This window comes from Aurantibacter aestuarii (assembly GCF_003008425.1).
Taxonomy (GTDB): domain Bacteria; phylum Bacteroidota; class Bacteroidia; order Flavobacteriales; family Flavobacteriaceae; genus Aurantibacter; species Aurantibacter aestuarii.
Map to the genome: position 1 here is coordinate 225,633 of NZ_PXOQ01000006.1, position 16,885 is coordinate 242,517.

Genomic DNA, 16,885 nt, shown 5'->3' on the forward strand with positions numbered 1-16,885 from the left:
AACATGAAAATGTTAAACACATACTCTAAAATAGTAATTCTATTTACATTATTTTTTGGCCAATTTATCTATGGTCAAGAACCAGTGAGCATACACTTAACTGAAGAAAATGGTTTGCCAGATGTTGAGTTTTATAGTATGCTAGAAGATCAAAGTGGCTACATGTGGTTGTCTGGAAATAAAGGTTTATTTAGATACGATGGAGAAGAATTTAAGTCATTTTCTCATTCAAAAAAACGAGGAAGATCTTTTTTTAATTTAAAAACTGATGCTAAAGGAAGAGTTTGGTGTAACAATATTGCAGGTCAATTTTTTTATGTTGAAAACAATCAATTGTCTTTGTTTATTGATTTAGGGAACCGACTAAATGGAAGCTTAGCAGATTATGTGATTTTTAAAAACTATTTAGTAATTAATGGAAATAAAGAAATTTTATTTATCAACCTCGATACAAAAAAAATTGATGCTAAACCAGGAATAGTTGGTACTTCAATAGGCTTTGTAAATGAAAAAAACCAATTGATTAATATAAATGAAGATTATGAATTATCAGTTTATGAAAGTCCAAAAAAATTAAAAACATTAAAAAATACGGACATTAAAAGTTTTGAAGCTAAAGAAACTTTAGGCTTTACAAAATATTTTAAAGATCATAAAGATGTTTACTTTTTTTTATTTAATAAATATAAAAGAGATGGTAAAATATATAGGTTTCAGTCAAATGTTTTAACTCCATTACAAATACCAAAAGCTCTAAAAGAATTACATCTTGACTATGTCTACATTGAAAATGCTATTTGGTATGTTGCTTCATCAAAAGGGTTGTTTAAGTTAAAGCGAAACGGAGACTCTTTAGAGATTTTATCACACTATTTTCAATCGACGTACATAACCTCTATCATAAGAGACTTTAATAAAAATCTTTGGGTTTCAACTTTAAATAAAGGTGTTTATGTTATCCCAAACGAGGATTTAATACGTTATTCCAATTCTAATGCTATTTCAGTTATTGAAAAAAAATCTGAATTTGAAGCTTTTATTGGTGATAGAAAAGGTCATTTAAAACAATTAAACCTGAAGAAACAACAGTTAAAAACTGTAAACCACATATCAGATAATAGTTCAATAAGAGCATTAAGTTATAATAAGAAAACTAACAAATTACTTTATGTATCTGATTTAAAAACGGTTTCAATTAATGAAAATAATTTAGAAAATTATACCTTAAAGCGATTACCTTCTTTAAAATCTTTAGACAAAGTTAATGACACTTGCTACGTAGTAAGTCTACCGCACAATGCAGCATTAATATCTCAAAATAAAACCCAAGAATTAATAGGACAACGAACCTATAAATCATTAGTGTCTCGAGATAAAAAACAAATACTAGTGAGTTCTGTAAAAGGTTTGTTTTTATTTGATTTTCCTAGTTTAAAATCACAAACAATACGTTTTAAAGAAAAACCAGTATATGCCTATGACTTAACACAAACCAATGATGGTGTTTTTTGGGTTGCGACTTATAACATTGGAGTTTTAGGTATAAAGAACAATAAGGTTGTAGCGCATTTAAATAAAGAAAAAGGTTTAGCGTCTAATGTAACTAACAAAATTAAAGCAGATGGTAATAATTTATGGATATCTACCGAATCTGGTTTACAACTTTATGATAGAACTTATCATACTTATAAAACCATTTCAAAATTAAATGGAATTAATTCCTATAATATTAATCAACTAGAGGTTTTAGGCGATGAAGTAGTGTTTTCCTCTAATTTGGGCCTGTTCAGTTTTAATAAAAACTCGATTTTTAAACCAAAAAATGTTCCAGAAGTATATTTTACTCAAGTAGTCGTAAATGGTATTGAGCAAGATTTAGAACCAAATTATACCTTAAAACAAAACGCATCAGAAATTACTTTTAATTTTCATAGCAAAGGTTTTCAAGCTTCAAAATTTATAGAGCATTATTATCAACTTAAAAAATTTGATACTACATGGGTAAAGGCAACTAATGGGCAGGTCAAATTCAATACGCTTCCAGAAGGAGATTTTACATTTAACATTAAAGCTAAAAATAGATTTGGTAAAACCTATTCAAAAACAAAAAGTATACAAATAAAAGTTGTATTGCCATTTTACAAACAATTATGGTTTTACCTTTTAATTAGTATGTTGACTATTAGTGTTGTTGTTGTTTATTTTAAAAGAAAACTTAGACGTAAAGAATCCCTAAAACAAAAAGAGTTAAAACAATTAGAGTTAGATAAACAATTAGTGAATTTAAAATTAGAGAATTTGCGTTCTCAAATGAACCCACATTTTATATTTAATGCATTAAATTCAATTCAAGAATATATTGTTTTAAATCAGCAAAACTTAGCAAGTACTTACTTGGTTAAGTTTTCAAGATTAATACGAATGTACTTAGAGCAAAGTCAGGAGCAAGAAGTGACTTTAGAGCAAGAATTACAAGCATTAAAACTATACTTAGAATTAGAAAAAGTTCGTTTTGAACAAGAACTAAATTATAACTTAGATGTCGATACGACATTAAACCAGCAACTCATTAAATTACCGTCCTTATTTATACAACCATACATAGAAAATGCCTTAAAACATGGGCTTCATCATAAGTTAGATAACAGAAATCTAAACATAACATTTTGTCAACATAAAAACCAGTTAATATGTGCAATTACAGATAATGGTATTGGTCGAGAAGCCGCTAATAAATTAAAGCAGCAACATATTAATTTTCATAAGTCATTTGCAACTCAAGCCAACAAAAAGCGTGTAGATTTAATAAATAAAGATCGCAAAGAAAAAATAAAAGTAGAAATCATAGATTTATATACCGAAAATAACAAACCAAATGGTACGCAAGTACTTATAAAAATACCACTATAATGAAAGCTATAATTATAGACGACGAGCGTAAAGCACAAAATTTAATGGAAGCTTTATTACAACAAAACTGTATTGAAGTTAATAGCATTCTTAAAGCCTCTAATTTGTTAGAAGGCATAAAAATAATAAAAGAAACTCAGCCAGATATTGTATTTTTAGATATTGATATGCCACAACATTCTGGCTTAGAAATATTAGACTTTTTTGATAACCAACCTATAGACTTTCAAATTATATTTGTTACAGCGTATAATCAATACGCAGTAGAAGCCTTTAAATTATCTGCCATAGATTACCTATTAAAACCTGTAGATGTTCAAGAATTAATAACGGCGGTAAACAAAGCACAACATATTATTGAAAATAAAAGTATAAATAATCAAATAAGAGATTTAAAACAAGCATTTAAACAGCTGGCTATAAATAAAGTGGCATTAGAGATTCCTAAAGGAATTATATTTGCAGCCGAAGATGATATTCTTTATTTTGAAGCCGACGGAATGTACACTAAAGTTCATTTACTAAACAACCGTACAGAACTTATTTGCAAACCACTAAAGCACTTTGTAAGTCAGCTAGAAAGCAAAGTGTCATTTTACAAACCGCATCGCTCGTATTTAATTAATCTAAAGCATATTAACGAATTATCTAAAAAAGACGGCTTTCATTTAATTATGGAAAACAATAAAAGTATTCCAGTCTCAAAAGATAAAAAAGAAGAGTTTATGCAAATTATAGCAGAGGTTTTTTAAGGAGCTATTTCCAGCTTTCACGACTCAATCTTTTTTTTGCGCATAAATGCAACGTAAAAAAAGGATTTCAAACAAATCGCTCAATCTGGGCTAAAAACTAGGCTGAAATAAAAAAACACATTCAGCAAAAAAATAAAGGGTTTCAGAAAAAAAAACAATATTAAAGGTGTTAGTATGAGCAAATTTGTATTTGTAATAATCACAAATACATAATTATGAAAACACGATTACTATTATTGCTATTATTTGCAAGTAGTTTTGCTTTAGCACAAATTCCTACAGATGATATAACGAGGTATTTATTTTCAAACGGAAATTTAATTAATGAAGCCAATAGTGGTGTGGGTGATTTGGTGCAGTCTGGTACAGCATCAACAACTACTAATGGTATTGAAGGTATTCCTAATAATGCTTTAAAAATTAATTCCGACTCGTTTGATGGTTCGGCTGTCGTAACAAGTTCAACCACAACAGAATTTTCTTACAGCTTTTGGTTTAAATTAAGTGGTAATGCTACAAGTGAACAAGAGATCATTAGATTTACAAATCAAGATGGGCATAGAATTTTTTTTAACCAACAAACTTTCAGTAATGGTGCAGTCGATTTTAAATGGAGAATAGAAGATAGTTCAGGTTCTGGGACAGGAAGATTAGCTACAGAGTCTAGTTTAAATGATGGTAACTGGCATCATATTGTAATGACAAGTACAGCGGTTACTAATCCTACAAATTTTATGGAATTAAGAATTTATTTAGATGGGGTTTTTAGCCAAAATTTAACCAATTCTTCTGGTCCTTTTACTAATGGAAATATATTCTATAGTAGTCATGCTACAACAATTTCTAACCAAACTTCTACTGGTTTTACAAACGATATAGATAATGTAAGGGTTTATGATAGAACCTTAACACAAACAGAAATTACAGCATTAGCAAACGAAATTGTAAATGCAATGAATCCAACGGACGATTTAATAACGTATAGTTTCGAAAACGGAAGTTATTTAAATTATGCAAATGCATCAAACAATTTAAGTTTAGACAGTGGTGCTACAAATACTGTTAATGGGCATTGTGGTGAATCTAATAGTGCGTTACAAAGTGCTGGAGGAACACGTTTAAAGGCATCGGGAATAAATGGTTCTACCGAAGAAACTTCATACAGTTTTTTTGTAAGTACCACAGCCACAGGAAATTTTAGTGAAATCGTTCATCATTTTTCAAATTATAATAACACGTCCATTTTCTCTGGGTCAACAGCGGTTTTAGATGGGAATAAAATTACTGTTGTAATGCGACCATTTTGTGGTACTGGTTTATGTGCTCAGCAATCTGGATATCTAAATACAATTGGCAGTACAGTAGTAAATGATGGAAATTGGCACCATATAGCTTATACTGTAGCAAAAAATACAATAGGCTCAGATATTCAGTATGAAATTAAATTGTACATAGATGGCGTTTTAGATGCAACAAATACGACTGGTCTTATTCCAGCTTCTAATAATCCAGCATACATAAACGGAACTAACGAAATACGATTATTTAGCGGTAGTGGCGATTTTTATGTGGGATCTCTAGATGATGTACGTATTTTTAATCGTGTACTTTCACAGCCTGAAATTGTTCAAATGTCTAGTTACTGCATTCCATTAAGTCCTTCTATTGTTTATGTAGATGCTGGAGCTACAGGCGCTAACAATGGTAATACTTGGGCAGATGCTTACACAAGCTTAACTACAGCATTGTCAAACAATCCATCAACAGGACCAACCAAAGAATTTTGGGTAAAAGCAGGTACTTATACGTTAACATCTCTTAATGATAAATTTATAATTAGTGAAAATCAAAAGGTTTATGGAGGTTTTAATGGCACCGAGACCATGTTGAGCCAAAGAGATTCAGACGCTAATGAAACCATACTTTCTGGCGACGTTAATTCAAACGATAATGGAATCTTACAATTTAATGAAACCACGTATGCCGATAATGCATATAATGTAGTTAGTGTAGTAGGTAGTAACATCCTTTTAGATGGTTTAACAATTAAAGGAGGAAATGCAACTGGTTTTGGTTCCAATCCTTCTATTAGGTCTGGTGCAGCAATTATTATAAGCCAAAATGCAAAAAATGCAGATTTTAATAGGTTGCTAATTGACGGTAATAAGGTAATCGATGGTGGAGTTGTTTATTTTAATCAATCATCAGGTCAAACGGGCAACTATAATTATAACTTTACAAACTGTATTTTTAGAAATAATTTAGGTCGATTTGCAGCGGTTTATTATGCCTCTAATCCTAGAACCTCTGGAACCGCTAAAACAGTATTTGTTAATTGTGTTTTCTATGATAATATAGTAGCAAATGTTCCTGGATATAATCAAGGTACAAATACTTTATTCTGGTTTAGAACAGATGTGTCCACAACACATATTGGCGAATTTATAAATTGTACTGTCTCAAGTAACGATTTTAATGCATCAAACTACACAGCTAGTATTATTTCGGCATCTCGAATAAATGGTAATTGTACCGTTAGGTTGTATAACAGTATATTGTGGGATAATAAAAGAGCAGATAATAATGCGGAGCATAGCACTATAGGTAGTTTTGGTTCACAAGCAGTTGCTACACGTGTGGTTAGAAATAGCATTGCGCCAAATTTTAGCTCTGGAATTGCTCAAAACTCTAGCACATCAAACCCAATGTTAGGTAGTTTTCCAGGTAAATATAAATACCAAATAGGTAACTCGTCTTCATTTGCAATAGATTTTGGAGATAATTCATTTTTTCCAGCATCAGTTACTAGCGATTTGCTTGGAAATCTTAGAATTTTTGGTTCTCAAATAGACGCTGGAGCATACGAGTATAATTCTACACTTAGCAATGAAGCTTTTACAGTTAATGAAAATGTTGTGAAAATTTATCCAAATCCTACATCTAATAGTTTAAACATTTTAACAGATAAGGAGCTGGAAAGCGTCAAAGTTTATGATGTTTTGGGAGCACTTGTATTGAGTGAGAAAACAAATAAAATAAATGTATCTGGTCTAGCGAGTGGTGCGTATATCATAAAAATAAAAACAAAGTTTAGCCAACTTATTACCAAGCGTTTTATTAAACAATAATTAAATTGGTAATTAAAAATTTAGACAGTTTTAAAAATGCCTTAACGAAAGTTAAGGCATTTTTTTATAAATACGTTAAGGGTTTTGATAATGCCCGTTTGCCCAGTTTATACTGGGTTGTATCCATGCATCTAAAGCTTTAAATAAAAAGCCATGTCTTAATCCTGTATGTAGTTGGAGGTCTTTATAATGTCTAATAGCGCAAGTTGAGGTTTCTTTTCTTCCAATAGCAGAAACGCCAAAAGGATCGGTTTCCTCGTAGATATTTAGAATGTTGCCACAGTAGTTAATATCTGGTATGGTTTCGAGATCTTGAGTCCTAAAACTAGCAATGAAAACAAAATTTAGGTCAGGGTTTTGAGCAATAGTTGAAACATATTGCGCTATATAACCGCCTTTTGAGGTTCCAATGATAGTAATGTGCTTTGGATGTATCCCTTTTTTAATAAGATCATTTATTTGAGCGACTATGCCTTCCGCATAATCACGAGCATTAACATTACTTTGTCTTTGTTCGCTAATAACCGTGAACGATGCTTTTTTAAATGCTGAAAGTATTTCGTTGTACTCGGTGCGTCCGTATTCTGGATGAGATTCGTTAATGCTATGCTCTTCCAGGAAGCGGTTATGGAGAAAGAAAATATAGCGTTCTTTTGGTGATTCGGAACAGTTGAAGCAAATAGTTAAAGCAATAAGTACAATTAGTAGAGATAATTTCATCCTATTAAAATACAAAAACAGAATGAATTGTTTTTAGTTGAATACTATATAATCTCCATTAGAAATTTTCCAAACTTCACTCAAACCTGCGTTCACTTCTAAAACATACATGGCGGGTTGTTCTGAAGGTAATGAAGACTCATCCAAGGGTTTTGCATTTTTTTGAATACTAACCACAGCCTTATCTTTATTTAAATAGATAATGTCCAAAGGAATTAAAGTGTTTTTCATGTAAAAAGAACGTGGTTGTTCATCTTTAAAAATAAATAACATGCCTTCATTTGGATTCATGCTTTTACGGTACATTAAACCTGTTTGTGTTTCGTAATCGGATTTTGCGAACTCGATATTTAAAGAAGCAATTAAAGAATCCGTATCTTTTTTTAATAGTTGAAGTTCTCCTTCTTTAGTAAAACCAATGTCTTGCTGAGGTGCAGAGCTTTGTTTTTGCTCTTCTTTACAAGAAAAACATACTATTAAAAGACAAAAAAACACAATTCTAAACATCTGTTATACCGTTTTTTGTTTGTAGCCAAACATAAAATATAATCCAATAATGATAAACGGAATACTTAACCATTGTCCGGTATTTAAACCAAACCAGTTTATGTATTCTTCACCTTGTGGCTCTTTTACAAATTCTACAAAGAAACGTACAGACCATAATAACACTAGAAAGAGACCGAATAAAAAACCGGTTTGCTCACTTTTATTGGTCTTACTATAAAAGTACCACAATGCTAAAAACACAAATATATAGCTAAACGATTCGTATAATTGCGCAGCATGTCTTACTGGAACAGCTTCTAATAAGTCATTAAATTTGGGATTGTTAGTAACGGCTTTGTAAGCTTCTTTATAATCTTTAATACCAGTTTCTGCAACAATTTGTCTTTTGTTGTAATGGTCTTGTATAAAACGAACACCTAAGTCGCTATTGGTTACTTTTCCTATAATTTCTGAATTAATAAAGTTTCCAATTCTAATAAATATTGCGCCAGAAGCTACAGGTATAACGATACGATCTAAAATCCACATTAAAGATTTGTAATTATATTTTTTACGATACAAATACATACTAACTATAATCCCTATAGCAGCACCATGACTCGCTAAACCTTGGAAGCCAGTAAACTCGAAACCACCCACAAATCGGAAAGGTAAAAAGATACTTAACGGGTCTTGAAAAATAAGCTCGCTTTGGTAAAATAAGACGTGTCCTAAACGTGCTCCCAGCATTGTAGCTAAAACCGTGTACATAAATAACGGATCTAAGTACTCCGGATTTATTTTCTCTCGTTTAAAAATATACTTCATGATGTTGTAACCCAGTAAAAAGGCTACAATCCACATGACACTGTAAAAATGTATTTTGAAATTTCCTATAATATCGATTCCTGTAGTTGGGTTCCAATCTATGGTAAGTAAATGCATGGTTGTTTTTTATGTGATGTAAAGATAGTATTAATCGCTAATTTTTAAACCAATTTTATAATTTTAACCTAAGCTTTTGAAGATTTTAAACTGTTAAGGATAGGAATGGCATCCTTTTTTTGGTGGCGCTTAAGCCAAAAACAGATAAAATGGATAGCCTGGCTTTTTATAATTTGATAAAATTTTAAAAAGAACAGCCTGAATAATTATATCATGGTACTGGGTCGTAACCATTCCCGCCAAAAGGATGACAACTAAAAATCCGTTTTACGCTAAGCCATCCACCTTTAAACAAACCATGTTTTTGAAGGGCTTCTTTGGTATAGCTTGAACAGGTGGGTTGATATCTGCAGCTCGCTGGTGTAAAAGGCGAAATGTAATTCTGGTAAATTTTTATAAGGAATAAAAAAGGCGCAATAAGTATGTTTTTCATAATATAGCGCCTTATTTTTTAAATACTAAATGTGGTACCGTCTTTACCGTCATTTAACTTTATCCCTAATTGTAAAAGTTGATCTCTAATTTGATCCGACAAAGCGAAATTTTTATTAGCACGTGCTTCTTGTCTTAATTTAATAAGTAATTCTATGGTGCCCGATAGTTTGTTAGTACCTTTTTCTTGAGATTCAGATTCGTTTTGTAAGCCTAAAATATCAAATACAAATGCGTGTATACTTTGGGTAAAAGTTTCAAGGTCTGTTGTTGTTAAAGTTGCTTTGTTATCAATTAAAGCATTGATGTGTTTAACGGCTTCAAACAAATGTGAAATTAAAATAGGCGTATTAAAATCGTCATTTAAAGCATCATAACATTTTTGCTGCCATTCTAAAACATTAAATGTTGAAGTGCTTACGGCTTGAACTTCTTTAACATGCTTAATGGCTTCCATTAAACGATGATAGCCTTTTTCGCTAGCTAATAACCCTGCATCTGTTAGGTCTAAAACGCTGCGATAAGACGATTGCATCATGAAAAAACGAATAACGCTTGGGCTAAAACCTTTAGTCATAAAGTCGTTTTCTCCAGAAATTAATTCGGCAGGATTAATAATATTACCTGTGCTTTTAGACATTCTGGCACCGTTAAGTTCCAGCATATTAGCATGCATCCAGTAATTTACAGGGGTTTGACCTTTAGCCGCTTGATTTTGTGCAATTTCACACTCGTGATGAGGGAATTTTAAATCCATTCCGCCACCATGAATATCAAACTGGTCGCCCAAATATTTTGTGCTCATAGCAGTGCACTCCAAATGCCAACCAGGAAAACCATCGCTCCATGGACTAGGCCAACGCATAATATGGGTTGGCTCGGCTTTTTTCCAAAGAGCAAAATCCTGTGGGTTGCGTTTGTCGCTTTGTCCATCTAATTCTCGGGTATTATGAATTAAATCTTCAAGCTTACGTTTGCTTAAAATACCGTAGTTATTTGTTTGATTGTATTTATGAACATCAAAATAAACAGACCCATTAATTTCATAAGCAAAACCATTGTCTATAATAGTTTTAATCAATTCAATTTGTTCTATGATATGGCCAGTTGCGGTAGGCTCTATGCTTGGCGTTAAGAAATTAAACTGGTTTAAAGTGTTGTGGAAATCAACCGTATAACGTTGTACAATTTCCATAGGTTCAATTTCTTCTAAACGCGCTTTTTTGGTAATTTTATCTTCACCAACATCGGCATCATTTTCTAAATGCCCAGCATCGGTTATATTTCGTACATATCGTACTTTAAAACCTAAATGCTTTAAATAGCGAAAAATCATGTCAAAAGACATAAAGGTTCTTACGTTTCCTAAATGCACATTGCTATATACTGTAGGTCCACAAACATACATCCCAACATAACCTTCATGAATAGGTGTAAAAAGCTCTTTCTCTCCAGAAAGAGAATTGTAAATTTTTATGCTGTGTTGTTTGTAAAAAGACATGATATTTAAAAAGCTGTTTTATTAATGTGAAAAATTAAAACGTTGTATCAAGTTTAATGTAGTCTAAAAATTCGCGTTTGGTTTCTTTATCTTTAAACTTCCCACCAAATTCTGAAGTTACTGTACTACTTTCTATATCTCTAATACCTCTAGAGTTAACACAAAGGTGTTTGGCATCTATAACGCAAGCCACATCTTCTGTGCCTAAAACCTTCTGAAGCTCCTTTACAATCTGAATATTTAATCGTTCCTGAACTTGTGGTCGTTTAGCATAAAAATCGACTATACGATTCATTTTAGATAATCCAACTACTGTACCATTAGAAATATAAGCTACGTGCGCGCGACCAACTATAGGTAACAAGTGATGTTCACAGGTAGAATAAACCGTAATGTTTTTTTCAACTAGCATTTCACCATACTTGTATTTGTTTTCAAAAACAGATGCACTTGGTTTTTTCTTAGGGTTTAAACCGCCAAATATTTCATTAACAAACATTTTGGCAACACGGTTAGGGGTGCCTTTTAGGCTGTCATCAGTAAGATCAAGTCCTAAAGTGTTTAAAATATTGGTAACGTCCTTTTTAATAGATTCTATTTTTTCTGAATCTGAAATCTCAAAAGCATCAGCTCTTAAAGGTGTGTCTGAAGCTGAACCGACATGGCTATCTCCATAATCGTCGTTATCTAAAGAAATCGAATGATTATTCATGTTTAAATTTTATAAGTGGCAAAGATAAACAAATGGACTTTTAATATCGTAAAAATTCACTTTTTTGTAATTATATCATGCCCTTTAACAGTAACATTATCATATTTTTATTAAGTTTACCAATTACATTACTACATTTATAATATATCAGGTTATGAGAAAGTTAATATTAATAAGTTGTGCTTTAGTGGCATTTTGTTTTTCGAACTCTGTTCTTAGTCAAACGAAAAACAAAAAACAAGAATTGAATAAATTGGAGGTATTGAAAGCTCCGTTATCAGAAAAAGAGAAATCTCTTATTGTTGAAGCTTATTCTTTAGAGTATTTAAATCTTGTCCAGAAAAATAAAAGCTTAGAAATTCGTTTTAAAGATATTTTACGTAATAGGGTTCGATTAACAGAGGTTGTTTATAAAGAAAAGCTTGATCTTTACCCTCTTTTATCTTCAATAGGATTTTATACAGAGTTTAATAAAAATCTAGACAAGGATAAAGCTTTCAATAAGGAAAACTTTAACGTTTTGAAATATAATTTTAATTTTGATTCGGACATAAACTATGCAGTTAGAATAGATAATACTAATTTTATTTTAAGAGTAGATTCTCAATTTAAAAAATAATTATGAAAAAAATTACTTTAATAATATTTCTGTTTAGTTTGTTTACATTCGGACAGAATGTAGTAATGCAAAATGGTACATTTAATCAATGTGCTGGTACATTTACTGATTCAGGAGGGCCTTCTGGTACTTACGGTAACAATGAAAACTTTACAATAACCTTTTGTCCTACTACTCCAGGAGATAATGTCCAGTTAGATTTTACTGCTTTTTCTACACAAAATAATGCTGATATTTTAACCATATATAATGGTCCAGACACAACTTTTGATTTGATTGGAAATTATTCTGGTGGACCTGCTAATTCACCTGGAAGTATTTCTGCAATGTTAGAATTGGCACCAGGAGGAATGCAAAACCCCGATGGTTGTTTAACAATTGTTTTCATCTCAAATGCAACAGGTGTAACTACAGGGTGGTCGGCAAATATTAGTTGTTACACACCTTGTCAATTAATAACAGCTGAGGTGGCTTCTACAAATCCCACCATGGCTAGTCCAACGACTGTAGAATCTGCTCTTGGTGATCCTATAACATTTAATGGTGCGGGAACATTTTCAACAAGTGGTGCAGGTGCTACTTATTTATGGAATTTTGGTAATGGTGATACAGCAACAGGTCAGTCTGTGACATATACCTATCCTGCAATTGGTATTTATAATGTGACATTAACGATTACTGATACAAGTGGTTGCTCTAGTACTAACAATATTAATCTTCAGGCTATTATAGGTTCAACTACTGTTGGAAACCCAAATGTAGATGCTGGAAATGATGTTGCTATTTGTGCTGGCGAATGTACAACTTTAGACGCAGATTTCTTAGAAATTGGTGATACAAGCACATATACAATTGAGGCAATTCCTTTTGTGCCACCATTTCCTTTTAGTGGTCTCGCAAATTCTATAAACACAAATGTTGATGATAGATGGTCTGGAGTTGAAAACTTACCGTTTGACTTCTGCTTCTTTTTAAACACAGAAACACAATTTCAGGTTGGTTCCAATGGGGTAATTAGATTTGATGTTGATCCAGGTGATACTTCTAATGGATATGCTTTAGGAGCTGGAGATAATCTTCCTAATAATACAAATCCAACATTGGGAGAAGCAAACGTCTTTACTCCTGTTCATGATATTAACCCTGCTGTAAATTCCACTAATGAAATAAGATGGGATATTATAGGAACTGCACCTAATAGAGTCTTAGCGGTGTCATTTTTCGAAGTGCCACTGTTTTCTTGTACTTCATTAGAGGCTACTCATATGGCTGTTATGTATGAAACTACTAATGTGATTGATATTTATGTTAGAGATAAACCAACTTGTACTACATTTAATGGAGGTAGAGCGGCTATTGGAATCCAAAATGACCCAGGTACAACTGCATTCGTGCCACCTGGAAGGAATGTTTCAGACTCACCATGGACAACAACTGATGAAGCTTGGCGTTTCACACCAGCAGGTCCAGATGTTTATACCTTTGAATGGCTAGATGATACTGGTGCTGTAATATCTACAAACCCTAATTTTAGTGTTTGTCCTACTGTTACTTCTACTTACACTGCACGTGTTACATATAATAATTGTAATGGAGATGTAGTTGTTGTAACCGATGATGTTACAGTTAATGTTGGGGGAGCAAATGCAAACGATTTGACCATACAACAGTGTTCTCCAAATATAGATTTAGATGCACAGATTCCTAATATTTTAGATGCTGGAACTGATGCTTCTACAGTTGATGTAAGTTTTTATAACAGTTCTGCGGATGCTAATGTACCACAAAACCCAATAACAAATACAACAAACTATACAGCTACAGATGGTGAGATTATTTATGTTTTAGTTCAGCAAGCAAGTTCAGGTTGTTCCGATATAAGTGAATTAACTATTCTATTGATGCCACCATCTATTGGTATGACTAATGATTTAGAAATGTGCGATGTCTTGCCAAATGATGGTCTTGCTTTATTTGACTTAACTATACAAGATGCAGATGTTTTAGATGGTCTTGCAGCAGCCAATTATAACATTACTTATTACGCTAGTTTATCTGATGCAAACGCTGGAACTCCAGATTTGACTTCACCTTACCAAAATATAGGATCTCCACAACCTATTTTTGTTAGAATTGAAGATGTTTCAGATGGCTCTTGTTTTTCAGTTTCCTCTACACCAGCATTTAATTTGATTGTTAATCCTTCTGATGATGGTAGCTTTACCGTCTCACCAACTTGTGATGGAGGAACTGTAACTATAACTGGAACAAATGGGGGAACATTTGCCTTTAATCCACCGCCAACTGATACAGCTGTGATTGATCCCATAACAGGTACTGTATCTAATGGCTCTATAAATACTAGTTATACTATAGAGTATACTACAAGTGGTATATGTCCGAATACTCAACAAGTTACATTTACAACATCAGACGTTAGTGACACAGCATTCACCTTAGCACCAACCTGTGACGGTGCAACAGCAACGGTAACAGGAGATTCAGGCGGTACATTTACATTTAACCCAGATCCAATGGATGGTGCGGTTATAGATGCCGCAACGGGAACCATTACCAATGGTCAATCTGGCATGACTTATTTTGTAGATTATACAATTGGCTTACCTTGTCCTTCAAACACCACACAGTCTGTAACGGTATTCCCGTTAGAAGATGCTAGTTTTACTGCCACACCAACTTGTGATGGTGCTACGGTAACGGTAACAGGCGATGCAGGCGGTGTTTTTGCTTTTAATCCAGACCCAATGGACGGATCGGTAATAGATCCAGTAACCGGAACGATAACAAGCGGAACACCATCAGCCACATATACAATTGAATATACCACTTCAGGACCATGTCCAGAAAGTACGACACAAAATGTAACGGTATTAGATTCAGAAGATTCAACATTTACCACCACAGCAACTTGCGATGGAGCGACAGCAGTAATCACAGGTGATGCAGGCGGTGTATTTGCATTTAATCCAGTACCAACAGATGGCGCAGTAATAGATACAGCTACGGGAACAGTAACAGGAGCCACACAAGGAACCACTTATACTATAGAATATATGACTTCTGGACCATGTCCAAGTACAAGTACCGAAAGTTTCACGGTTTTAAGTTCAAACGATACGACATTTACCTTAGCACCAACCTGCGACGGAGCGACAGCGACGGTAACAGGTGATGCAGGTGGAACTTTTACCTTTAACCCAGTTCCAACGGACGGAGCAGTCATAGATGCAACTACAGGAACTATTACCAATGGAACACAAGGCAGTACTTATACGGTAGAGTATAGCTTTACATTACCATGCCCAGTGAGCAGCACTCAGTCTGTAACGGTATTCCCGTTAGAAGATGCCAGCTTCACTACCACACCAACTTGTGATGGCGCTACGGTAACGGTAACAGGCGATGCAGGCGGTGTATTTGCTTTTAATCCAGACCCAATGGACGGATCGGTAATAGATCCAGTCACAGGAACGGTAACAGGTGGACCACCATCAGCTACTTACACGATAGAATATACAACTACAGGACCATGTCCAGTTCAGAATACAGAAAATGTAACAGTATTTGCAGAAGAAACATCAGCATTTACAGTAACAGCAACTTGCGATGGAGGAACAGCAACAGTAACAGGCGATGCGGGAGGAAGCTTTGCTTTTAACCCAGCACCAACGGATGGAGCAGTAATAGATGTAGCAACGGGAACCGTTACTATGGGAACACCAGGAGCAGTATATACAATAGAATACACTACAGGCGGCCCATGTCCAGACGTATCAACGGTAAATTTAGCTGTATTAAACCAAGATAATTCAAGCTTTACTTTATCACCAACTTGTGATGGGGCTACAGCAACCATAACAGGACAAGCTGGAGGTACTTTTGCATTTAATCCAGTGCCAACCGATGGAGCGATGATTAACACGACAACAGGAACCATAACTAATGCGCCTTTTGATGCCACTTATACGGTAGAGTATACCACAAATGGACCATGTCCAACTACCACAACTCAGAGTGTTACAGTATTCTCTCAACCAACCATAGTTCCACCAACACCATTGGAGGTCTGTGATGATAATGTGCCAGATGGCTTTACAGCAATTGACTTAACCTTAAAGAATAATGAGGTAACAGGAAATAATCCTGCGTATACGGTAAGCTACCACTTACTACAAACTCAGGCAGAGAATGATACAGACGCCTTACCAAACACCTACACCAACATTTCTAATCCACAAATTATATATGTTCGAGTAGAAGATAGTAGTACGGGATGTGCAGATACGGCACCATTAGAATTACGCGTGGTTCAGGCACCAGCAGCTAATACGCCAATGCCATTAGAATACTGTGATCCAGATGCAGATGGCTTTGGAACATTCGATTTAGACTCAACCATTCCAGAAATCACAGGAAATGCAGCAGGTTTAACGGTAACATTCCATGAAACACAAACCAATGCAGAAAATGGGGTTGTTGAGCTGTCAAGTCCTTACGATAATATCATGATTAATACCCAAACGATTTATGTAAGAATAGAGAGTGCAACGGTAGCAACAGACTGTGCAAGTTTTGTACAACTCCAACTAATTGTTTACCCAACGCCACAGATATTAGACACGCCAACGACTATAGAGATTTGTGATAATGCAACCG

At 33.7% G+C, this 16,885-nt stretch carries 11 protein-coding genes; 5 read left to right on the forward strand and 6 right to left on the reverse strand.

Annotated elements, in window-relative coordinates; translation table 11 throughout:
• The first annotated feature begins 3 nt into the window (after nucleotides 1-3).
• From C7H52_RS01190 to C7H52_RS01200, 3 genes are all read left to right on the forward strand, one after another.
• Nucleotides 4-2,910 carry a sensor histidine kinase gene (locus tag C7H52_RS01190; RefSeq protein WP_106462048.1) on the forward strand — a complete coding sequence of 969 codons (2,907 nt, stop codon included), beginning with the start codon at nucleotides 4-6 and terminating at the stop codon, nucleotides 2,908-2,910.
• Nucleotides 2,910-3,662 (forward strand): LytR/AlgR family response regulator transcription factor, encoded by a 753-nt coding sequence (locus tag C7H52_RS01195; RefSeq protein WP_106462049.1) that lies wholly within the window; start codon nucleotides 2,910-2,912, stop codon nucleotides 3,660-3,662. The genes C7H52_RS01190 and C7H52_RS01195 overlap by 1 nt, the downstream gene beginning before the upstream one ends.
• Before the next feature lie 215 nt (nucleotides 3,663-3,877).
• The gene (locus C7H52_RS01200) at nucleotides 3,878-6,790 is read left to right on the forward strand and encodes a LamG-like jellyroll fold domain-containing protein (protein ID WP_106462050.1); all 2,913 of its coding nucleotides are present in this window, start codon (nucleotides 3,878-3,880) and stop codon (nucleotides 6,788-6,790) included.
• Nucleotides 6,791-6,865: 75 nt separating this feature from the next.
• On the opposite strand, the gene C7H52_RS01205 is transcribed toward C7H52_RS01200, so the two are convergent.
• From C7H52_RS01205 to folE, 6 genes are all read right to left on the reverse strand, one after another.
• Complete coding sequence (locus tag C7H52_RS01205; protein WP_106462051.1) at nucleotides 6,866-7,510, reverse strand: alpha/beta hydrolase; 645 nt, start codon at nucleotides 7,508-7,510, stop codon at nucleotides 6,866-6,868.
• Nucleotides 7,511-7,543: 33 nt separating this feature from the next.
• The gene (locus C7H52_RS01210) at nucleotides 7,544-8,017 is read right to left on the reverse strand and encodes a DUF192 domain-containing protein (RefSeq protein ID WP_106462052.1); all 474 of its coding nucleotides are present in this window, start codon (nucleotides 8,015-8,017) and stop codon (nucleotides 7,544-7,546) included.
• Nucleotides 8,018-8,020: 3 nt separating this feature from the next.
• The gene (gene lgt / locus C7H52_RS01215) at nucleotides 8,021-8,944 is read right to left on the reverse strand and encodes a prolipoprotein diacylglyceryl transferase (protein ID WP_106462053.1); all 924 of its coding nucleotides are present in this window, start codon (nucleotides 8,942-8,944) and stop codon (nucleotides 8,021-8,023) included.
• 211 nt (nucleotides 8,945-9,155) lie between these two features.
• Complete coding sequence (gene yidD, locus C7H52_RS01220; RefSeq protein WP_106462054.1) at nucleotides 9,156-9,377, reverse strand: membrane protein insertion efficiency factor YidD; 222 nt, start codon at nucleotides 9,375-9,377, stop codon at nucleotides 9,156-9,158.
• Between the two features lie 18 nt (nucleotides 9,378-9,395).
• The gene (gene cysS / locus C7H52_RS01225) at nucleotides 9,396-10,877 is read right to left on the reverse strand and encodes a cysteine--tRNA ligase (RefSeq protein WP_106462055.1); all 1,482 of its coding nucleotides are present in this window, start codon (nucleotides 10,875-10,877) and stop codon (nucleotides 9,396-9,398) included.
• A 34-nt stretch (nucleotides 10,878-10,911) separates the two neighbouring features.
• Nucleotides 10,912-11,589: a GTP cyclohydrolase I FolE gene (folE, locus tag C7H52_RS01230; RefSeq protein WP_181256192.1), complete on the reverse strand. Its 678-nt coding sequence runs from the start codon at nucleotides 11,587-11,589 to the stop codon at nucleotides 10,912-10,914.
• Nucleotides 11,590-11,743: 154 nt separating this feature from the next.
• On the opposite strand from folE, the gene C7H52_RS01235 reads away from it, so the two are divergent.
• Entirely contained in the window at nucleotides 11,744-12,208 is a 465-nt protein-coding gene (locus C7H52_RS01235; protein WP_106462056.1) for a hypothetical protein, read from the forward strand.
• 2 nt (nucleotides 12,209-12,210) lie between these two features.
• Nucleotides 12,211-16,885, forward strand: a 4,675-nt coding sequence (locus tag C7H52_RS01240) for a PKD domain-containing protein (RefSeq protein ID WP_146129994.1), incomplete at its 3' end; no start/stop codon positions are given.